The 19,567-nt window shown below is 70.7% G+C and carries 16 protein-coding genes and 1 pseudogene; 4 read left to right on the top strand and 13 right to left on the bottom strand.

Going from position 1 to position 19,567, the window contains the following annotated elements; translation table 11 throughout:
* The first annotated feature begins 222 nt into the window (after positions 1 to 222).
* Positions 223 to 2,757 carry an ATP-dependent Clp protease ATP-binding subunit gene (locus ACGFR9_RS01985; RefSeq protein ID WP_393202746.1) on the top strand — a complete coding sequence of 845 codons (2,535 nt, stop codon included), beginning with the start codon at positions 223 to 225 and terminating at the stop codon, positions 2,755 to 2,757.
* Here ACGFR9_RS01985 and ggt read toward each other — a convergent pair.
* Positions 2,754 to 4,556 carry a gamma-glutamyltransferase gene (gene ggt / locus ACGFR9_RS01990; RefSeq protein WP_393201969.1) on the bottom strand — a complete coding sequence of 601 codons (1,803 nt, stop codon included), beginning with the start codon at positions 4,554 to 4,556 and terminating at the stop codon, positions 2,754 to 2,756. The genes ACGFR9_RS01985 and ggt overlap by 4 nt on opposite strands.
* Positions 4,557 to 4,709: 153 nt before the next feature.
* Here ggt and ACGFR9_RS01995 point away from each other — a divergent pair, with 153 nt between their 5' ends.
* Positions 4,710 to 5,465: a hypothetical protein gene (locus tag ACGFR9_RS01995; protein WP_393201971.1), complete on the top strand. Its 756-nt coding sequence runs from the start codon at positions 4,710 to 4,712 to the stop codon at positions 5,463 to 5,465.
* A 271-nt stretch (positions 5,466 to 5,736) separates the two neighbouring features.
* Here ACGFR9_RS01995 and ACGFR9_RS02000 read toward each other — a convergent pair whose 3' ends face one another.
* The 7 genes from ACGFR9_RS02000 to ACGFR9_RS02030 form a co-directional block, all read right to left on the bottom strand.
* Positions 5,737 to 6,480 (bottom strand): amino acid ABC transporter ATP-binding protein, encoded by a 744-nt coding sequence (locus ACGFR9_RS02000; protein ID WP_393201973.1) that lies wholly within the window; start codon positions 6,478 to 6,480, stop codon positions 5,737 to 5,739.
* A 143-nt stretch (positions 6,481 to 6,623) separates the two neighbouring features.
* Positions 6,624 to 7,031, bottom strand: coding sequence for a DUF6278 family protein (locus ACGFR9_RS02005; RefSeq protein ID WP_393201975.1), 408 nt, complete (start codon positions 7,029 to 7,031; stop codon positions 6,624 to 6,626).
* Between the two features lie 67 nt (positions 7,032 to 7,098).
* Positions 7,099 to 7,878 carry an exodeoxyribonuclease III gene (locus ACGFR9_RS02010; protein WP_030211981.1) on the bottom strand — a complete coding sequence of 260 codons (780 nt, stop codon included), beginning with the start codon at positions 7,876 to 7,878 and terminating at the stop codon, positions 7,099 to 7,101.
* A gap of 45 nt (positions 7,879 to 7,923) precedes the next feature.
* Positions 7,924 to 8,559, bottom strand: a complete 636-nt coding sequence (locus ACGFR9_RS02015) for an MBL fold metallo-hydrolase (protein ID WP_393201977.1) — start codon at positions 8,557 to 8,559, stop codon at positions 7,924 to 7,926.
* 46 nt (positions 8,560 to 8,605) lie between these two features.
* Positions 8,606 to 9,901 (bottom strand): 4-carboxymuconolactone decarboxylase, encoded by a 1,296-nt coding sequence (gene pcaC, locus ACGFR9_RS02020; protein ID WP_393201979.1) that lies wholly within the window; start codon positions 9,899 to 9,901, stop codon positions 8,606 to 8,608.
* A 348-nt stretch (positions 9,902 to 10,249) separates the two neighbouring features.
* Positions 10,250 to 11,896: a glycoside hydrolase family 27 protein gene (locus ACGFR9_RS02025; protein ID WP_393201981.1), complete on the bottom strand. Its 1,647-nt coding sequence runs from the start codon at positions 11,894 to 11,896 to the stop codon at positions 10,250 to 10,252.
* A gap of 273 nt (positions 11,897 to 12,169) precedes the next feature.
* Positions 12,170 to 13,183 (bottom strand): LacI family DNA-binding transcriptional regulator, encoded by a 1,014-nt coding sequence (locus ACGFR9_RS02030; protein WP_393201983.1) that lies wholly within the window; start codon positions 13,181 to 13,183, stop codon positions 12,170 to 12,172.
* A gap of 205 nt (positions 13,184 to 13,388) precedes the next feature.
* Between ACGFR9_RS02030 and ACGFR9_RS02035 the strand changes: the two genes are divergently transcribed.
* On the top strand, positions 13,389 to 14,354 hold the full coding sequence (locus tag ACGFR9_RS02035) for a glycoside hydrolase family 6 protein (protein WP_393201985.1): 966 nt from the start codon (positions 13,389 to 13,391) through the stop codon (positions 14,352 to 14,354).
* 394 nt (positions 14,355 to 14,748) lie between these two features.
* Here the strand turns inward: ACGFR9_RS02035 and ACGFR9_RS02040 are convergent, their stop codons facing one another.
* Together ACGFR9_RS02040 and ACGFR9_RS02045 are read right to left on the bottom strand one after the other, a co-directional pair.
* Positions 14,749 to 14,952 carry a cold-shock protein gene (locus tag ACGFR9_RS02040; protein ID WP_356180235.1) on the bottom strand — a complete coding sequence of 68 codons (204 nt, stop codon included), beginning with the start codon at positions 14,950 to 14,952 and terminating at the stop codon, positions 14,749 to 14,751.
* Between the two features lie 240 nt (positions 14,953 to 15,192).
* Positions 15,193 to 15,531: a MerR family transcriptional regulator gene (locus tag ACGFR9_RS02045; protein WP_393201987.1), complete on the bottom strand. Its 339-nt coding sequence runs from the start codon at positions 15,529 to 15,531 to the stop codon at positions 15,193 to 15,195.
* Positions 15,532 to 16,564: 1,033 nt separating this feature from the next.
* Between ACGFR9_RS02045 and ACGFR9_RS02050 the strand changes: the two are divergent.
* Positions 16,565 to 16,866 (top strand): annotated as a pseudogene (locus tag ACGFR9_RS02050) (hypothetical protein).
* 100 nt (positions 16,867 to 16,966) lie between these two features.
* Here ACGFR9_RS02050 and ACGFR9_RS02055 read toward each other — a convergent pair.
* From ACGFR9_RS02055 to ACGFR9_RS02065, 3 genes are read right to left on the bottom strand one after another with little or no spacing between them, the layout of a single operon-like run.
* The gene (locus tag ACGFR9_RS02055; RefSeq protein ID WP_393201989.1) at positions 16,967 to 17,275 is read right to left on the bottom strand and encodes an SCO5918 family protein; all 309 of its coding nucleotides are present in this window, start codon (positions 17,273 to 17,275) and stop codon (positions 16,967 to 16,969) included.
* Positions 17,276 to 17,327: 52 nt separating this feature from the next.
* The gene (locus ACGFR9_RS02060; RefSeq protein ID WP_393201991.1) at positions 17,328 to 17,732 is read right to left on the bottom strand and encodes a CBS domain-containing protein; all 405 of its coding nucleotides are present in this window, start codon (positions 17,730 to 17,732) and stop codon (positions 17,328 to 17,330) included.
* 47 nt (positions 17,733 to 17,779) lie between these two features.
* Positions 17,780 to 19,273 carry a DEAD/DEAH box helicase gene (locus ACGFR9_RS02065; RefSeq protein ID WP_393201993.1) on the bottom strand — a complete coding sequence of 498 codons (1,494 nt, stop codon included), beginning with the start codon at positions 19,271 to 19,273 and terminating at the stop codon, positions 17,780 to 17,782.
* Between the last annotated feature and the right edge of the window lie 294 nt (positions 19,274 to 19,567).

Raw genomic sequence — 19,567 nt, forward strand, 5'->3', positions numbered from 1 at the left:
GCCGGGCCGCGCGAACACCCCCCGCCCCACGCCAACGCGCGGCACCCCGCAAGCACCGGACGTGCCCCTGCGGGAGCGAACCCGGCCTCCCCCGGGGCCCGCCCCAGCACCACCCCCAACCTGGACATGCCCACCCAAAAAGTTCGTGTCATCGTGGGCATGAGCCGGCCCCCACCGGTTACCCGCCCCCGGCACGCCGACCCAGCGAAGGAACGGATGACGATGACGAGCGACTTCGTCGGCCCGGAGGGCGACCCCTTCGCAGAATTCCTCGCCCGATTCTTCGGCGGCCAACGCCCCCGCCAGATCGACATAGGCCGACTCCTCAGCCAGCCCGCCAGAGAACTGGTCCGCGGCGCCGCCCAGTACGCCGCCGAACACGGCAGCCGCGACCTCGACACCCAGCACCTCCTGCGCGCCGCCCTCGCCGCCGAACCCACCCGGAGCCTGCTCACCCGCTCCGGCGCGGACCCCGACTCCCTGGCGTCCCAGATCGACGACCGCTCCGGCCCCATACAGCACGGCCCCGGCGACGCCCCTCCCCCGACCTCGCTCTCCCTCACCCCCGCCGTCAAACGCGCCCTGCTGGACGCGCACGAGATGGCCAGGGCGTCCGGCGCCGGCTACATCGGCCCCGAGCACGTGCTCACCGCCCTCGCCGCCAACCCCGACTCGGCCGCGGGACACATCCTCAACGCGGCACGCTTCGCCCCCACCGGTCCCCCGGAGGCCCCCGAGGCGGCCCAGCAGTCCCGCGCCGAACGCCCCCGCCCCGCGACCGGCACCCCCACCCTTGACAAGTACGGCCGCGACCTCACCGCGCTCGCCCGCGAGGGCCGTATCGACCCGGTGATCGGACGCGACGACGAGATCGAACAGACCGTCGAGGTGCTCTCCCGGCGCGGCAAGAACAACCCCGTGCTGATCGGCGACGCCGGCGTCGGCAAGACCGCCGTCGTGGAGGGGCTCGCCCAGCGGATCGCGGAGGGCGACGTACCCGACATACTCCTCGGACGGCGCGTGATCGCCCTCGACCTGACGGCCGTGGTCGCCGGCACCCGCTACCGGGGAGACTTCGAGGAGCGGATGACCCACATCGTCGAGGAGATCCGCACCCACTCCGACCAGCTGATCATCTTCATCGACGAGCTGCACACCGTCGTCGGCGCCGGAGGCGGAGGCGAGGGCGGCTCGATGGACGCCGGCAACATCCTCAAACCGGCCCTCTCCCGCGGCGAACTGCACATCGTGGGCGCGACCACCCTCGAGGAGTACCGCCGGATCGAGAAGGACGCCGCGCTGGCCCGCCGCTTCCAGCCGATCATGGTGCCGGAGCCGACACCCGCCGACGCGGTCGAGATCCTGCGCGGCCTGCGGGACCGCTACGAGGCGCACCACCAGGTCCGCTACACCGACGAGGCCCTGCTCGCGGCCGTGGAGCTGTCCGACCGCTATCTCAGCGACCGCCGCCTGCCGGACAAGGCCATCGACCTGATCGACCAGGCCGGCGCCCGGGTACGGCTGCGGGCCAGGACCAAGGGCACGGACGTACGGGCCCTGGAGCGCGAGGTCGAGCAGCTGACCTGCGACAAGGACCAGGCGGTCGCCGACGAGCAGTACGAGCAGGCCACCCAGCTGCGGGACCGCATCGTGGAGCTGAGGCAGCGGATCGCCCAGACCGGTGGCGAGGACGAGGTCGACGAGGGCCAGAGCCTGTGGGTGGACTCCGAGTCGATCGCCGAGGTGGTGGCCCGGCAGACGGGCATCCCCGTCAGCCGCCTCACCGAGGAGGAGAAGGACCGGCTGCTGGGCCTGGAGCAGCATCTGCACCAGCGTGTCGTCGGCCAGGACGAGGCCGTACGGGTCGTCTCGGACGCCGTACTGCGCTCCCGCGCGGGGCTCGCCAGCCCCGACCGGCCGATCGGCAGCTTCCTGTTCCTCGGGCCGACCGGCGTCGGCAAGACGGAGCTGGCGCGGGCGCTCGCCGAGGTGCTGTTCGGCAGCGAGGACCGGATGGTGCGCCTCGACATGAGCGAGTACCAGGAGCGGCACACGGTCAGCCGGCTCGTCGGTGCCCCGCCCGGCTATGTGGGGCACGAGGAGGCCGGGCAGCTGACCGAGGTGGTGCGCCGGCATCCGTACTCGCTGCTGCTGCTCGACGAGGTGGAGAAGGCGCACCCGGACGTCTTCAACATCCTGCTCCAGGTCCTCGACGACGGCCGGCTGACCGACTCGCAGGGCCGGACGGTGGACTTCACCAACGCCGTGATCGTGATGACCAGCAACCTCGGTTCCGAGGCGATCACGCGGCGCGGCGCGACCCTGGGGTTCGCGTCCGGCGGGGCGGACACGGACGAGGAGGCACGCCGGGAGCAGGTCCTGCGGCCGCTGCGGGAGCACTTCCGGCCCGAGTTCCTGAACCGGATCGACGAGATCGTGGTGTTCCGCCAGCTGACCGCCGAGGAGCTGCGGCGGATCACCGACCTGCTGCTGGAGAGCACCCGGCGCGGCCTGAAGGGCCGGGGCGTCGCGGTCGACTTCACCGACGCGGCCGTGGACTGGCTCGCCGAGCGCGGCTACCAGCCCGAGTACGGCGCCCGGCCGCTGCGCCGCACCATCCAGCGCGAGGTCGACAACCAGCTGTCCCGGCTGCTGCTGGACGGCCGGGTCCAGGAGGGCGACCGGGTGACGGTGGACACGGAGAACGGGCGCCTGGCGTTCCTTACGCGGGAAACGCCGGCGCCCCCGTCCGACTAGGGCCGGACAACCATCGCGGAGCCGCCGCCCCGGCGGACCCTCTCCGCCGCCGCGAGCCATCTGCCGTCCGGCAGCCGCTGGACGGCCGTGGCGGCGCCGATCTCCGGGTTCTCCCGGAACGAGTGCCCGATGGCCTTGAGGCGCTGCCGCAACTCGCTGTCGTACAGCCCGGGTTCGAGGTCGGTCTGCGCGGTGTTGCGCTGGCTGGCGCGCGGTGCGGCGATCGCGTCGACCAGGGGCAGTCCGCGGTCGAGGAACCCGGTGAGGGTCTGCAGCACGGTGGTGATGATGGTGGAGCCGCCGGGTGAGCCGAGCGCCACCACGGGCCGGTCGTGCCGGTCGAGCACGATCGTCGGCGCGATCGACGACCGGGGCCGCTTGCCGGGGCCGGGCAGGTTCGGGTCGTGCACGGCCGGGTTCGCGGGGGCGAAGGAGAAGTCGGTCAGCTCGTTGTTGAGCAGGAATCCGCGGCCGGGCACGGTGATGCCGCTGCCGCCGGTCTGCTCGATGGTGAGCGTGTAGGCGACGACGTTGCCCCACCGGTCGGCGGTGGTGAGATGGGTGGTGCTCTCCCCCTCGTACGTCGTCGGGGCGGCCTTGCCGTCCGTGGCGCAGGGGCGGGGGTGGCGCGGGTCGCCGGGGGCGAGAGGGCTGGTCAGGACGGCGTCGTCCTTGATGAGGCACGCGCGCGAGTCGGCGAACCGCTGTGAGAGCAGTTCCCTCGTCGGTACGTCCTCGAAGGCGGGGTCGCCGACCCAGCGCCCCCGGTCCGCGAACGCGATCCGGCCGGCCTCGATGGAGCGGTGCAGATACTGGACGTCGCTCGCCTTCGAAAGGTTGGTGCGCTCCAGGATGTTGAGGGCCTCGCCGACCGTGGTGCCGCCGGAGGAGGAGGGCCCGATGGAGTAGACGTCCAGGCCGCGGTACGAAGTCCTGGTGGGCGGCTGTGACGTGGCGCGGTAGACGGCGAGATCACGCGCCGACAGTTCGCCGGGCCGGGCGTTCCAGCCGGATTCCGGGTCCACGGGCGGCCTGTTGACGGTCCGTACGATCTCCCGGCCGAGGTCGCCCCGGTACACGGCGTCGACGCCCTCGCGGCGCAACTCCTTGTAGGTGCGGGCCAGATCAGGGTTCTTGAAGGTGGAGCCCACGGCGGGAAGGGCGCCGCCCGGGAGGAACAGCTCGGCCGTGTCGGGGAAGTAGCGGAAGCGGGTCTCGTTGGCTGCGGTCTGCGCGCGGAAGGTCTCGTCGACGGTGAAGCCGTCGCGGGCGAGACGTTCGGCGGGCTCGAGGATTGTCCCCAGGTCGCGCTTGCCCCAACTGTCGAGCGCGCGCTGCCAGGTGGCGGGCGTGCCGGGGGTGCCGACGCCGAGTCCGCTGCTGACGGCCTCGGCGAACGGGAGCGGTGCGCCGTTCTCGAGGAAGAGTCCGGAGTCGGCGGTCAGCGGTGCCGTCTCGCGGCCGTCGATGGTGTGCACGGTGCGGGACCGGGCGTCGTAGTAGACGAAGTAACCGCCTCCGCCGACACCGGCCGAGTACGGCTCGGTGACGCCGAGCGCGGCGGCCGTGGCGACGGCGGCGTCGACGGCGTTGCCGCCCTTGCGCAGCACCTCGATGCCGGCGGCGGACGCGTCGGCGTCGACGCTGGAGACCGCGCCGCCGTGGCCGACCGCCACCGGCACTTTCGGGGTGGGCCGGGAGCGTTCGCCGTGCTGGGCGGGCGGGGCCGCGGCCCCCACCGACAGGACGGCGGCACCGACCGCCAGGACCGCGAGATTCCGTGCTACTGGGCGACGCATCCGCACCTCCGGTAAACGGCTGTTCGCGCAGCCTAGTTCGTCGCCCGGCCCGCGTCAGGGAGGCCGGAGGGTGTGCCGTACGGCCGTTCCGGGTGCCCTTCGCGGCCTGCCTCTCGAACACGGGTTTGCGAGGGACCGCTAGCATGCGCGCCCATGAGTGACGACGTGCGCAACATCGTTCTGGGCGTGGTGGCCGCCGGCATCAGTGCCGTGCTGGGCTGGATCGCCCGCACCTACCTGTGGAAGCGCAAGCTCCGCCGCAAGCAGACGTTCTTCGGGATGCCCGAGAACTCCGAGTCCCTGCTCGTCGTCAACCGCGATCCGGCGACGGCGGAACCGGCCGTGCACCGTTTCGACGTGTTCGCGCTGCTCGAGCTCTCCGCGCTGATCAAGGACTGCGGGGCGCACGCCCAGGTGGTCACCCAGGACGCGGCCCACCAGGGCTTCGGCGAACGGACGGAGTTCTGCGTGGGCGGGCCGGGGTCGAACCGGCGGATGGTGGCCCATATGGCGGCCATGCTGCCGGGGGTGCGGGTCAACGTCGATCCGGAGCCGGGCCCGGACCGGGGCGCCTTCCAGATAGGCCCCGAGCGCTACCGCATGGACCCGGGGGTCACCGAGTACGTTCTGCTGGCGCGGCTGACCGCCGGTGAACGGCGCGAGATGCGGCCGGTGTTCCTGTTCTGCGGCCAGCGCGCGATCACCAACCAGGCCGCGACCCGCTATCTCGCCCGCAACCACGAGCGGCTCGCCCGCAAGTACGGCTCGAACTCCTTCGTACTGCTGCTGAAGGTGATCAACTCGCAGGCGTACGGCCCCGATGTGGTCGAACTGGTCGAGGAGGTGACGAAGGCGGCACAGACGCCGCTGCCGGCTCCGGCGCCGCGGGGCAGTCACCGGGCGGACTGACCCCGTTCAGCACCACCCGCCCGGCGCGCAGCTGACCTTCTCCTCACCGGCGGACGGCCCGTGGTCCGGGTCGCGCCGCCGCGCGAGCAGTGATCTGCGGCTGCCGCCGGACGGGACTGGCCGATGTGATCCGCCGCCCCGTGGACTCGGGGCGGTGGGCCCCTCCCGGTGGCGGTGTCCCCGCTCCTGGAGCGAGGTCCCCTCCCCCGCCGGGAAGAAGGGACCATCCTAGTCGAGGTCGGGGCGGGCACGTCTACGGGCGTCACCCCGGTCAGTGCTTGAGGATCTTGGACAGGAAGTCCTTGGCCCGGTCGCTGCTGGGGTTGCCGAAGAACTCGTCGGGTGCGCGGTCCTCCACGATCCGTCCGTCGGCCATGAAGACCACCCGGTGGGCGGCGGAGCGGGCGAAGCCCATTTCGTGCGTGACCACGATCATGGTCATGCCCTCCTCGGCCAGTTGCCGCATGACCTCCAGGACCTCGTTGATCATCTCCGGGTCCAGTGCGGAGGTCGGCTCGTCGAAGAGCATCGCCTTGGGTTCCATCGCCAGCGCCCGCGCGATCGCCACCCGCTGCTGCTGGCCGCCCGAGAGCTGCGCCGGGTACTTGTCGGCCTGGTCGGCGACGCCGACGCGGTCGAGGAGTTCCCGGGAGCGCCGGTCAGCGTCCTCCTTCTTGCGCCCGCGGACCTTGACCTGGCCCAGCGAGACGTTCTGCAGCACGGTCCGGTGGGCGAAGAGGTTGAACGACTGGAAGACCATGCCGACATCGGCGCGCAGCCGCGCCAGCGCCTTGCCCTCGTCCGGGAGCGGCTGGCCGTCGAGCAGGATCGTGCCGGACTGGACGGTCTCCAGCCGGTTGATCGCCCGGCACAGCGTCGACTTCCCCGACCCCGACGGGCCGATGACCACGACCACCTCGCCCCGGTCCACGGTGAGCCCGATGTCCTGGAGGACATGGAGGTCCCCGAAGTACTTGTTGACGTCACGCAGTTCGATCAGCGGTTCGCCGGCCATTCCCACCCCTACTCGTTCTCGGCCGTGTGGTGGTCGCCGCAAGGTATCCAGGCAAGATCACCGCATTGGCGCGACACGCACTCTTCGGTCATTAGCCGTATTAACACCGAGCCGTGGGCCAGGACTTCACGCCGGCCGGGGCTTCACGCCTCCGCGACCTCCGCGTACAGCTGCGACAGTTCGGGCACACCGTTGGCCGCCCATTCGTGTCCGGCGTCCACGACGTCGAACTCCCGGCCCGAGGTGAGCCGTACGACCGGCTGGCCGTCGGCCCGGATCTCCCACGCGGCCCCCGCGACGGTGCGCACGATGACGGTGCCGAGATACAGTCCCGCGTCGTTGCCCAGCCAGTCCGAGGTCTCCTCGTCGTCCCGCCAGCGCGGCACCAGCTGGTCCAGCGCCTCCAACGAGGCCTGGGAGTCGTCGAGTCGGACACCCTCCCGGTACGCCTGGGAGCGCAGGAGTTCGCACTCGGCGAGGAGTTCCGCGATGCCCTCGGGATCGGGTACCCCCGCTTTCCGGCGCCGGCTGCCCAGGAAGGGGATGTTCATCCCACCAGCCTGTCATCCGTGCCGCCATGTGCACCACAGGCGCGCAGGGTCGGCGGGCGGCGGGCGGCTACACCTCGAGGTCGACGACGACCGGTGCGTGGTCGGAGGCGCCCTTGCCCTTGCGCTCCTCGCGGTCCACGTAGGAGTCCTTGACGGCCTTCGCGAAGGGCTCGTTGCCGTACACCAGGTCGATGCGCATGCCCCGGTTCTTGGGGAAGCAGAGCTGGCGGTAGTCCCAGTACGTGTACGGATGGTCGTACTTGAGGGGGCGCGGGACGACGTCGGAGAGGCCGGACTCGCGCAGCGAGGCCAGGGCGGCGCGCTCGGCGGGCGTGACATGGGTGGCGCCCTCGAATGCGGCCCGGTCGTAGACGTCGTCGTCGGCCGGCGCGATGTTGTAGTCCCCGAGGACCGCGAACGGGCGGCCGCCCGCCGCGTCACCGGCGACGGCGGCCTTCAGGGCCTCCAGCCACTGGAGCTTGTACGCGTAGTGCGGGTGGTCCACCTCGCGGCCGTTCGGCACGTAGACCGACCAGACGCGCACGGATCCGCAGGTCGCGGCGACGGCGCGGGGCTCCACGGAGCCGTCGTAGCCGGGATCGCCCGGCAGGCCCTTGACGACGTCCGCGAGGCCGACGCGGGAGAGCACCGCCACGCCGTTCCACCGGCCGGTGGCGTGCACGGCCGACTCATAGCCCAGCTCGCGCAGCTGTTCGACCGGGAACTGCTCCTCGGCGACCTTGGCCTCCTGGAGGCACAGTACGTCCGTGCCGCTGCTCTCCAGCCAGGCCAGGAGCCTCGGCAGGCGGGCGGTGATCGAGTTCACGTTCCAGGTCGCGATGCGCATGTTCCCCAACCTACCCGGCACCTATGACAACGCCGGCCCGCCTTCTCACAGCTCGGCGGAACCACCCGGTGCGAGCCGCAGGTGCTCGGCGCCGCCGAGGGCGCCGATCTGGCGGTCGTAGACCGGGCGGGCGAGGTCGGTGAGGAGGGCGTCGTGAATGTCGTAGGCGCGCTGCGGCTTCAGCTCGCGGACGTAGTCGATGACCTCGGAGATCTTGTTCCAGGGGGCCATGACGGGCAGCATCAGCGTCTCGACCGGCCGGTCGGGGACGGTGAGCGCGTCGCCGGGGTGGAAGAGCTTGCCGTCGTCGACGAGGTAGCCGACGTTGGTGACGCGCGGGATGTCCGGGTGGATCACCGCGTGGAGTTCGCCGTGGACCTGGACGTCGAAGCCGGCGGCGGTGAAGGTGTCGCCGTGGCCGACGGTGTGCACCCGGCCCGGGAAGGCCGCGGAGAGCTGTTCCGCGACCGACCTCAGGGTCCAGATCTCGGCGGCCGGGTTGGCCTCCAGGGCGGTCCGCAGCCGGTTCTCGTCGAAGTGGTCGGGGTGCTCGTGGGTGATCAGGACGGCGTCCGCGCCGAGGGCCGCGTCCTGTTCGCTGAGCATCCCGGGGTCGAGGACGAGGACACGGCCGTCCTTCTCGAGACGGACGCAGGCGTGCGACTTCTTCGTGAGCTTCATGCTTCCATCCTGCCTCGCACGCCTGTGCGCCCGCGCGGGGCGTGGCCTACTCCTGGGGCGTGGTCTCCTCGCGGACGACCCGCTGGGCCACCCGGAAGGCGGCGTTCGCCGCCGGGATGCCGCAGTAGACGGCGGCCTGGAGCAGCACCTCCTTGATCTCGTCCGGGGTGAGGCCGTTGCGCAGGGCGGCCCGGGTGTGGAAGGCGAGCTCGTCCAGATGACCACCGGCGACGAGGGCGGTGAGGGTGACACAGCTGCGGGTGCGCCGGTCGAGTCCGGGCCGGTCCCAGACCTCGCCCCAGGCGTAGCGGGTGACGAGTTCCTGGAAGTCTCCCGAGAAGTCGTCGGCCTCGGCCAGGATCCGGTCGACGTGCGCGTCCCCCAGCACCTCCCGGCGGACCTTGAGCCCGGTGTCGTACGGGTCGGACGCGGCGGGTGTCCCCTGCGCCGGGACGGCCGGGGCGATCTCTGCGACGGGCACGGGCTGCGGCGGGGCGGCGAGCACCGGCTGCACCATCGCGGCGGGCAGCGCGGTCTGGCCGGTGGCGGTGTCGTAGGCGGGCTGCCAGGCCGTCGAGAAGTGCCGTACCAGCAGGTCGGTGACGGCGGCCGGCTGCTCCACCGGCACCAGGTGGGAGGCCCCGGGTACGACGGCGAGCCGCGCGTCCGGGATCCCGGCGACCAGCGTTCGGGCCTCGGCGGGGCCGGTGACCTGGTCCTCGGAGCCGACCAGCACCAGCGTCGGCACCCCGACGCTGCCGAGCCCGGCCCGCGCGTCGAACGAGGCCAGTGCCTCACAGGCGGCGATGTAGCAGCCGGGGTCGGTGGTGCGCACCATCTGCACGGCCCACTCGGTGATCGCGGGCTGCGCTGCCGCGAAGCCGCCGGTGAACCAGCGTTCGGGCGCGGAGCGGGCGATGGGGTCGAGCCCGTTGGTCCGTACGATCACCCCGCGCCGGCGGAACTCGTCCGCCGTACCGAAGCGGGGCGAGGCGGCGAGCAGCGCCAGCGACGCGAGACGCTCGGGGTGACGCAGCGCCAGCTCGATCCCGACGGCACCCCCGAGCGCACACCCGGCGTACCCGAACCGCTGTACGCCGAGCCCCTCGAGGGTGGCGAGCAGCCGCCCGGTCAGCTCACCGACCGAGCCGGCGGGATGCGCGGGGGCGCCTCCGTGCCCCGGCAGATCGAACCGGAACACACGCCACTGTCTGGTCAGCTCGGGGACCTGCCGGTCCCACATGTGCCAGGTGGTACCCAGCGAGGGACCCAGGATCAGAACCGGAGCGTCTTCCGGCCCGTCAAAGCGGTATTGCAGGGTGTTGGGTGGTGTCTCGCTCACGCCCCAGACCCTCTCACGTCTCACGGACGCCCTTATAACGCGGGGGCGCGGGGAACCGGTCCGACCGGATTGAAGACCTCGCGAGCGGTATACCGCTCGCGACATCGGATGATCTCACGCCGGCTCCTGCCCTCCTGGGTGCGGCGTTCGTCGTACGCCTGGGTGCGCGGGAAGGACTCGATGCCCAGGGGACCTCCCGGTGATCACCTCCTACCTGGGCCCCAGGGCGCCCGGCCGGAAGCAGGTCCGCTCCGTTTGGCGTCACGTACCACTTCTTCGCCGTTCTCACGTTCGGGTGCCCGGCCCACCTGGCGAGCAGGTGATCTGGCACACCGTTGTCGGCGAGGTTCACGCGCGGGCCCACTTCTGGTTGGCCTGGCCGTTGCAGGTCCACAGCACCAGCGGGGTCCCGTTGACGGTGCCGGCCTCATTGGCGTCGAGGCACAGTCCGGAGTGGACGTTGCGGATCGAGCCGTCGGAGCCGACGGTCCACTTCTGGTTGTTCTGGCCGTTGCAGGGCCAGGTGATGACACGGGTGCCGTTGGTGGTGCCCTGGTTGTAGGCGTCCAGGCACTTGTCGCCGTAGACGCGGATCTCGCCGCCCGCCCATGTGGTCCACAGCTGGTTGGCGGCCGTGTGACAGTCCCACAGCAGAGTCGCGGCGCCGGCGGCCGTGGAGGCGTTGTCCACGTCCACGCAGCGGCCGGAGGGGTTGCCCCGCAGGCGTGAGGTGGTGGCGGCCGACGGGCTGCCACCGCTCACCCGGTACACGGCGACGCCGTGCGCGGGGACGCTCGCCGAGATCTGCCCGGACGTGCCCGCAGTGCCGCCGGTCCACAGGTCGGTGAGGGTGAACGGACCGCCGGTCAGGCCGATCTGGGCGGCCGTCGTGGTGACCGTCGTCGCGCTTCCACTCCGGTTGAACAGCCCCACCGCGACCGAACCGTCCGCCAGCGGCTTGGCGAACACCTCGGCGTTGCCGTCGTCGCGCACCCTGCGTCCGCCCGCGCCCAGGGAGTCCTGGTTCACCGCCAGCAGGCGCGGGTTGCGCAGGATGGCGCTGACGTCGGCGGACATCGTACGGATGTCGTTGCCGGCCATCAGCGGGGCACTCATCAGCGCCCACAGGGCGAAGTGGGAACGGGACTCGGTCAGCGACAGGCCGGGGCGGCCGACGACCAGCATGTCGGGGTCGTTCCAGTGCCCCGGGCCGGACTGTGCGGCCAGCGGCGCATTGACGTCCAGGACGTTGCCGACGCCCATCGGGTAGCTGTTGGTGTTGCCGTTCTGCCAGATGTCGAGCAGGTCCTCGGTCGTCCGCCACAGGTCGGCGACCTCGCCCCAGTTGTACGTGGACCCTGTGATGGCGTGGAAGCTGTTGGGGTTGATGCTGTAGACGATCGGCCGACCGGTGGCGCGCAAAGCATCACGCATCAGCTTGAACCGCGCGACCTGCTCGTCACGCGTGCCGCTCGAGGAACACCAGTCGTACTTGAGGTAGTCGACCCCCCACGTGGCGAACGTGGCGGCGTCCTGGACCTCGTGGCCCCTGCTGCCGGTGGAGCCCGGGTAAGTGCCCACGGTCTGCGCGCAGGTGCGCTCGCCCGGCACCTGGTAGATGCCGAACTTCAGGCCCTTGCCGTGGATGTAGTCCCCGAGGGCCTTCATCCCGCTCGGGAACTTCGCCGGGTTGGCCCGCAGGTTGCCCTGCGCATCACGCTGCGGGTCGAACCAGCAGTCGTCGACCACCACGTACCGGTAGCCGGCGTCCCGCATACCCGAGGACACCATCGCGTCGGCGGCCTGGCGGACCTGGGCCTCGGTGACCCCGCACCCGAAGCTGTTCCAGCTGTTCCACCCCAGCGGTGGGGTGAGCGCCGGACTGCCCGGCGCGGCCGTGGCGGTGGACTGCGCTGAGGCAGTCACGGACGCGGTCACCGCCAGCACGGCGGCCGTGAGGAGGCGGAACAGTCGTCCGCCTGATCGTCTGGGCACCAAAACTCCTTCGGCAGGGAGACAGGAGAAGAAAGAGTTCGAAATTTCGATTGCCGTTCGGAAACTTCGGGATGCCCCACGGATACTAGAGAGGCGACCGACCATGTCAACACCTCCTCGGGGAGCAGGATGTGTCGCGTGACCGCAAAAGAGCAGGGCCGAGGCGCACCGACTCCGCACGAGACACTTCGAACATTTCGAAGCGGCGCACGACTCACGCGAGAAGGGATGACGGGGTAACTCCAGGGCCCGCCCCTCCCGGACAGTGAGGAGTCAGGCGCTGGCCCGGACGGTCAGGCGGGTGGGGAGGACCAGCGGGATGGGATCCTGCCCGTTGACGAGCGCGACGAGCATGCGCGCCATCTCCCGTCCGAGAGCCTCTACAGGCTGATGGACGGTGGTGAGCGGCGGATCGGCGATCTGGGCGATTGCCAGGTCGTCGAAGCCGACCACGGCGACGTCGGCGGGGACCCGCCGGCCGGCTTCCCGCACGGTGCGCAGCGCTCCCGCCGCCATGTTGTCGTTGGCGGCGAACACTCCGTCCACCTCGGGGTGTTCCGCCAGCAGCACGGCCATGGCGGCGGCTCCGCTGCGCTCCGTGAAGTCCCCCTCCAGCGGCGGGAACGGATCGAGGCCGGCACCCAGCATGGCGTCCCGGTAGCCGCGGTACCGGGCGCGCCCGGCCTCGGTGTCCAGACGCCCGCAGATCACGGCCACGCGCCTCCGGCCGAGTGAGACCAGATGCTCGGTCGCCTCGCGCGCTCCGCCGACGTTGTCCACGTCCACGTACCACCGGGGAGCCGGACCGACCGGGCGCCCGCCGAACACGACGGGCATCCGCGCCTCGTCGGCCATCCGGGTCAGCGGATCGTCCTCGCGCAGCGCCATCAGCATCACACCGTCCGCGCCCCTGGACCGCAGGAGCTCCTCGACCCGCTTGCGGCCCCGGTCGGAAGCGGCCAGGCACAGCATCAGATGCAGGTCCGCCTCGTCCAGGGCGGCCGACGCCCCCACGATCACCCGGGCGAAGAAGGGATCGGCGAAGATCGACGGATCCTCCCCCGAGACGATCAGGGCGGCCGCTCCCGTCTGACGGGTGGCCAGCGCGCGGGCGGTCGGATTGGGTACGTAACCAAGTTGCCGCACGGCCCGTTCGACAGCCTCGCGCTTGGCGCGGCTGACGTGCGGGGCGTTGTTGAGGGCGCGGGAGGCCACGGAGCGGGAAACACCGGCGCGTTCGGCCACCTCGTCGAGCGTCGGATGCCGACGCGGCGCTGCTTCTGCCATGGCTCGAAAGTCTTCCACAGGCGCGGAGCGCTCGGGGACGCAGCTATGGGACCGCTTCCAGTGCAGTGCCCCACAGGACCTGCGCCCCTGTGAAAGTCCAATGATGCGCCGACTATTGACACCCCAACCGCCCAACCGGACGATTGGGACCGCTTCCAGTGGGAGCGCTCCCAAAGCGCACATCCTCTGAAACCGAGGTCCTGTCTTGAGCCGCAGACTCCGCACCCTGATGGCAGCGCTCTGTGCTCTGCCGCTGGCGTTCGCCGCCGCATCGTCCGCCCACGCGGCCGACCCCACCACCATGACCAACGGGTTCTACGTGGACCCCGACTCGAGCGCGAGGCGGTGGGCGGCCGCCAACCCCGGCGACGGCCGGGCCGCCGCGATCAACGCCTCCATCGCCAGCACACCGATGGCCCGCTGGTTCGGCTCCTGGAGCGGCACCATCGGCACCGCGACAGGTGCCTACGCCGGAGCGGCGGACTCCCGGGACAAGCTGCCCATCCTCGTCGCCTACAACGTCTACCACCGTGACTACTGCGGCGGGCACTCCGCCGGCGGAGCCGCCTCGCCGTCCGCCTACGCCAACTGGATCGCTCAGTTCGCCGGAGGCATCGCGGCCCGCCCGGCCGTGGTCATCCTCGAACCGGACTCCCTGGGAGACTACGGCTGCATGACCCAGGCCCAGATCGACGAACGCGAGGCCATGCTCACCGGTGCCCTCGCCGAGTTCAACCGCCAGGCCCCCAACACCTGGGTCTACATGGACGCCGGCAACCCGCGCTGGGCCGACGCGGCGACCATGGCCCGGCGTCTCCACGAAGCCGGCCTCCGGCAGGCCCACGGCTTCTCGCTCAACGTCTCCAACTACATCACCACCGCCGAGAACACCGTTTACGGCAACGCCGTCAACAACGAACTGGCCTCCCGCTACGGCTACACCAAGCCGTTCGTCGTGGACACCAGCCGCAACGGCAACGGCTCCAACGGCCAGTGGTGCAACCCCTCCGGCCGCCGCATCGGCACACCCACCCAGACGGGCGGAGGCGCCGAAATGCTCCTGTGGATCAAGACCCCGGGCGAGTCCGACGGCAACTGCGGTGTCGGAACCGGCTCCACGGCCGGCCAGTTCCTCCCCGAAGTCGCCTACAAGATGATCTACGGCTACTGATCCAGGACTCCCGCCGCCCGTACAGGCGACCGGCAGTCCGCCGGGGCGGCGGGCCTTCCCCCGGCCATCTCACCGAGAGAGGGCGACGTGATCCCCCCTTCGAGGGCCTGGACGTGCGATCCGTCTACAGAGCAGTCGTCCGGTTCCAGCAGGTCGGCGCGATCCGGGCGGAGATCCCGCCACGACGGGCCTCGGTGCGGCCTCGCCGTGTCACGGCTCCTCCGAGCTGCACGGTAGCCGCGCCGGACAGGCGGCTCCCGTGCCCGACGACGCTTGCAGCGACTGAGGTCAGGAAGGTTCAAGCCGAAGTGGCAGCGGCCCCGGGGCGCCACGGATCAGGGGCCGCGCAGCCATTGCTGCGCGGCCCCCTGATCTCTCGGGCAGGTCCGCGAGGTCAGACCGGGTTGATGTTCTCGGCCTGCGGACCCTTCTGGCCCTGGGTGACGTCGAACGTCACGGCCTGGCCCTCCTGGAGCTCACGAAAGCCGGTGGAGTTGATCGCGGAGTAGTGCGCGAAGACATCCGGGCCGCCACCGTCCTGGGCGATGAAGCCGAAGCCCTTCTCCGCGTTGAACCACTTCACAGTTCCCGTTGCCATGCCTCATGCCTTCCAGTCGATGAACGCCTCCCACTCCATGTGGCAGACGGAGGTGATCGTCCTGGTCCCTGCGGCACAGCACAGCAAAACACCCACACCAACGGCGCGGGCAGGGAATTCCGAACCACGACAGCTGACGCAGACGCTACACGCCCACACACCGGGTCACCACAGGAAATGATCACGCCACACACGAGACCGTGCGTGCGGTGCCCGCCGGCGCCGACGGGCACGCTCATCTCATGCTGCTGCCGTCGGGTTCGCTGATTCGGCGGCGCGGCGGTATTCGGCGTTGAGGCGCTGGGCTTCCTCGAGCTGGTCTTCGAGGACGACGATCCGGCAGGCGGCCTCGATGGAGGTCCCGTGGTCGACGAGTTCCCGGGCGCGGGCGGCAACGCGCAACTGGTAGCGGGAGTAGCGGCGGTGGCCGCCTTCGGAGCGCAGGGGGGTGATCAGGCGGTGTTCACCGATGGCCCGGAGGAAGCCCTGTGTGGTGCCGAGCAGTTCGGCGGCCCGGCCCATGGTGTAGGCGGGGTAGTCGTCGTCGTCGAGACGGCCGAACGTGTCGTCTGCTGTCATTGCACCTCTCTGTGGAACGCGTGGAGGGGCCCTGGCGCCGTACTGGCACCAGGGCCCCGAAGGAACTACTACACCATCTGCCGGCCCTGATACTGCACCGGCCTTCTGTTTCCGCGAACCCGACCGAGACGCTGTCGGGGGCGCGGGGATCGCGGTTGCTTGACCGGAGACCACCTCACTATCGATGTCCTGCGGTACCCGGGTTCAGGACTTCCGCCCGGGCGATCCTGATGGCGCTCGGCCCCTCCGTTCTTCCCTCTTGAGCAACTACTCACTTTCGGAAACTGTGAACTGCTGGTGGCCTCGAACAGCGCCACTCTCCGGCAGTCGGCCCCGTCACCCGTCGTGCGTCTGCTCTGGCTTGGAACCCCACTGCCGAACCTCCCGGTGCGCGCGTCCGCAGCCGACGCCTTCACCGAGGTACTGCTCACTGACTTCGCTGCCGGGTACTTCGAACCTTCACTTACTGGTACTGCCACTGCGGCACTGCTCATGGCGGCCCCTGATCACTGCGGGCCACCCGGTCCGGTCGTCAGTCCCGTCGCCGTCCTGCAACCGCTCTGGCTTCGGAACTCCACCACCGCACCGTCCTGCGAACTACAACTGCGTACTGCTGCCCGGCAGTTCATCTCTGCCGGGCCTCTCTTGATCTCGGCTACGAGAGAAACCATAACCACACCGCCGACGCATGTCTACTGCGGCTGGCATAGATTTCCGTGCACCCGACGATGAGGTAGTCCGTCTCGACCAGTCTGCCTCGACCGGTCCCTGTACGGTTCAAGCAGCTTCGTGGCCTAGTCCGGCGCGCAGGGATCCCCCGCCGCACAGCACGTCGGGCTGAGCGGGACGTCGCCGACTGCGCCGCGGCTACCATCGGCGGGCACCGGCCAACACCGCGTCTCGTGGAGAACTCAACTGGCCGGGACGGGCGTTTCCAGCCGTGACGCCCCGCAGGTCGGCCGTCGACGAGCGCGGCAGGAGCCCTCCGTGGTGACCCTGATGATCACGGTGATGGCCAGCGCCGCAGCCGTCCGTGCAATCAGAGTCCCTGAGCGTGGTCACCAGTGGCGCTGTCGTCACCGGTCGATGGGCTCTCTCGCAGCCACGTGAAGGCACAGGGTGTCGGATGTGCTGACGGATTCCGCCCGCTTGGACGAGTCGCCGCCGTCTTCGACACCCCGGCGAAGAAGGACGGGCCGCCCACGCGTCCGCACTTCCATGTCGCCCGGATCCTGCAGGGCACCCTGGAGGCCCGGAGACGGGTGGAGGTACCGGGTTGCGACCGAGAACGTCAGCGCCTGGACCGTGGGCGACTTCAGCTGTTCCGGCCACTGAGCGACGGCGACGGGAACCCGCCGCACGCAGTGTGGGCCCGACCGGCGTACCGGTCGGGCCCACACTGCTGCTCGGATGCCGGCTCGTGCCTGCTACCCGGTCAGACCGTCACGGGGGTGCCGAGCATCGCGGAGGCGTGCTGCATCGGGCTGAGAATGCCCTGGGGCGCTGCCTTGGGAACGGCGCGGCAGGTGAAGCCGAGCTGAGCCATGGCCCGCAGGACTTCGGCGGCGCTGAAATCACGGCGGTCCTGGCGGGTGATGACCTGGCCGACCTGCTTGACGGGGTAATGGCGGCGGCCGATGATCACCGATTCTCCGGTGACCGGTTCGGGCTTGACGCCCTTCATCGACTCCAGCACTCCGCCCTTGGTGAGCTCGAAGGGGAAGCGGGCGATGACGCAGCGCATGTGGCCTCACAGAGAGAAGAGGGGGGAACGGTCCGACCAGGGGCGGGATGTCTCAGCGGGAGAGGGCGAGGATGCCCAGGGCGCTGCCTTGCTCGTCGACCACCGGCAGGACACCGAGCCGACGGGCGCGCATCGCGTGCTCGGCTTCGGCCATCGTGGTGACGGGTGAGGCGAACGAACCGTGCTCGCCGAGGATGTCGCGCAGGCGGACCCGGTCCGTGTAGCCGGAGCTGTCACGGACCGCGGCGAGTTCGGCATGGGCGACCAGGCCGGTGCACTGGCCGTCCTGATCGCAGACGACCAGCCGGCTCGTGCGGGCGGCGGCCATGACGGCCAGCGCCACCTCCACGCTCATGTCGTCACAGACCTGCGGTCCGGCCTCGTCCATGACCTCCACCGCCGTCCTGTGCGCGGGGTCGGTGTCCGCCGGGCGGGACTGTGTCTGGATCAGCGTCAAAAGGTGCCTCCTGCAGAGATGGGCCGGCTTTCTTGATCACGAACGTTCTAGGCCACCGCGCCGGAGCCGGACTGGCGTACGGGGGCGCGCCGGACCGCCGAGGAAGGGCGGCGTCGGCCTCGGGAGGTGGCGCTGCGCCTGGGGCGTTCGGTCACCGGTGCGGTGATGACGACCGGGATGCCGGACGGGGCCTGGGCGCCGGTGATGCGGCTCAGGGCTTCGTCCCCCGAGCGGATCTGGGTGGTCTGCGGCCGGATTCCGGCGTCCGACATGAGGCGGACCATGCCGCGGCGCTGGTTCGGTGTGACGAGGGTGACGACGCTGCCGGACTCGCCGGCGCGGGCGGTACGGCCGCCGCGGTGGAGGTAGTCCTTGTGGTCGGTCGGCGGATCGACGTTGACGACGAGGTCGAGGTTGTCGACGTGGATGCCGCGCGCCGCGACATTGGTCGCCACCAGGACGGTGACGTGTCCCGTCTTGAACTGTGCCAGTGTGCGGGTGCGCTGCGGCTGCGACTTGCCGCCGTGCAGCGCGGCGGCCCGTACCCCGCTGTCGAGCAGGTTCTGGGTCAGCCGGTCGACGGCGTGCTTGGTGTCCAGGAACATGATCACGCGGCCGTCGCGGGCGGCGATCTCGGTGGTGGCGGCGTGCTTGTCGGCACCATGGACGTGCAGGACGTGGTGCTCCATCGTGGTGACCGCACCGGCCGACGGGTCGACGGAGTGCACGACGGGGTCGGTCAGATAGCGGCGCACCAGAAGGTCTACGTTGCGGTCCAGTGTGGCGGAGAACAGCATGCGCTGCCCCTCCGGGCGCACCTGGTCGAGCAGCGCGGTGACCTGGGGCATGAAGCCCATGTCGGCCATTTGGTCGGCCTCGTCCAGCACGGTCATGCCCACCTGGTTCAGCCTGCATTCGCCGCGGTCGATGAGGTCCTTGAGTCGGCCCGGGGTCGCGACGACGACCTCGGCCCCGCCGCGCAGCGCGCTGGCCTGCCGGCCGATCGACATGCCGCCCACCACGGTGGCCAGCCGCAGCCGCACAGAGCGGGCGTACGGGGTCAGCGCGTCGGTCACCTGCTGTGCCAGCTCACGCGTCGGTACGAGGATCAGCCCCAGCGGCTGACGGGGCTCGGCACGCTGTCCGGCGGTGCGGGCGAGCAGGGCGAGACCGAATGCGAGGGTCTTGCCGGACCCGGTGCGCCCGCGGCCCAGCACGTCACGGCCCGCCAGCGAGTTCGGCAGCGTCGCGCCCTGGATGGGGAACGGCACGGTCACCCCCTGCCTGCCGAGTTCGGCCAGCAGCTGCTCCGGCATGTCGAGGTCGGCGAAGCCCTCGACGGCCGGCAGTGCGGGGGTGATCGTCTTGGGCAGCGCGAACTCACCCTGCACGGCGGCGGTCCGACGGCCGTAACCGCCGGAGCGGGCGGGCCCGCCGGCACGACGCGGTGCCTGCGAGCTCGTGCGGCTGCCGCCCCTTCCGGCGTCGGCACGGCCGTCGCGGGAGCGGGCGGGGCGGTCGTTCGTGTACGCGCGGTTCATGCGGAACCTTCCTCGATGTGGCACATATCAAGGAATTCCCGCCGGGATGAACGGCACGGAGAATTACCAGTATGGACCGGTGACAAAAGAATCTGGCCGACGGGAATAGCTGTGGGCACAGGTACTGAAATGGGTGACGCGATGGGGACTTTGCCATCTGGACGTCGACTGAAGTGCAGCGCTTCAGGATGCGTCCGCTTCCTGGAACCGCTTGTCGTGGTACTGCGGATTTCTCCGGGGCGTCCCGCGGGTGAAAGCCGCTGCGGGATACGCGTGCAGCTGGGGCCCGCACCC

Source organism: Streptomyces sp. NPDC048584 (assembly GCF_043199595.1).
GTDB lineage: Bacteria > Actinomycetota > Actinomycetes > Streptomycetales > Streptomycetaceae > Streptomyces > Streptomyces edwardsiae.

What these genes read in the sequence shown, in the direction of transcription:
- ACGFR9_RS01985 (WP_393202746.1), top strand. Translation starts at nt 223, where the DNA reads ATGACGAGCGACTTCGTCGGCCCGGAGGGCGACCCCTTCGCAGAATTC.
- ggt (WP_393201969.1), bottom strand. Translation starts at nt 4,556, where the DNA reads ATGCGTCGCCCAGTAGCACGGAATCTCGCGGTCCTGGCGGTCGGTGCC.
- ACGFR9_RS01995 (WP_393201971.1), top strand. Translation starts at nt 4,710, where the DNA reads ATGAGTGACGACGTGCGCAACATCGTTCTGGGCGTGGTGGCCGCCGGC.
- ACGFR9_RS02000 (WP_393201973.1), bottom strand. Translation starts at nt 6,480, where the DNA reads ATGGCCGGCGAACCGCTGATCGAACTGCGTGACGTCAACAAGTACTTC.
- ACGFR9_RS02005 (WP_393201975.1), bottom strand. Translation starts at nt 7,031, where the DNA reads ATGAACATCCCCTTCCTGGGCAGCCGGCGCCGGAAAGCGGGGGTACCC.
- ACGFR9_RS02010 (WP_030211981.1), bottom strand. Translation starts at nt 7,878, where the DNA reads ATGCGCATCGCGACCTGGAACGTGAACTCGATCACCGCCCGCCTGCCG.
- ACGFR9_RS02015 (WP_393201977.1), bottom strand. Translation starts at nt 8,559, where the DNA reads ATGAAGCTCACGAAGAAGTCGCACGCCTGCGTCCGTCTCGAGAAGGAC.
- ACGFR9_RS02030 (WP_393201983.1), bottom strand. Translation starts at nt 13,183, where the DNA reads ATGGCAGAAGCAGCGCCGCGTCGGCATCCGACGCTCGACGAGGTGGCC.
- ACGFR9_RS02040 (WP_356180235.1), bottom strand. Translation starts at nt 14,952, where the DNA reads ATGGCAACGGGAACTGTGAAGTGGTTCAACGCGGAGAAGGGCTTCGGC.
- ACGFR9_RS02045 (WP_393201987.1), bottom strand. Translation starts at nt 15,531, where the DNA reads ATGACAGCAGACGACACGTTCGGCCGTCTCGACGACGACGACTACCCC.
- ACGFR9_RS02055 (WP_393201989.1), bottom strand. Translation starts at nt 17,275, where the DNA reads ATGCGCTGCGTCATCGCCCGCTTCCCCTTCGAGCTCACCAAGGGCGGA.
- ACGFR9_RS02065 (WP_393201993.1), bottom strand. Translation starts at nt 19,273, where the DNA reads ATGAACCGCGCGTACACGAACGACCGCCCCGCCCGCTCCCGCGACGGC.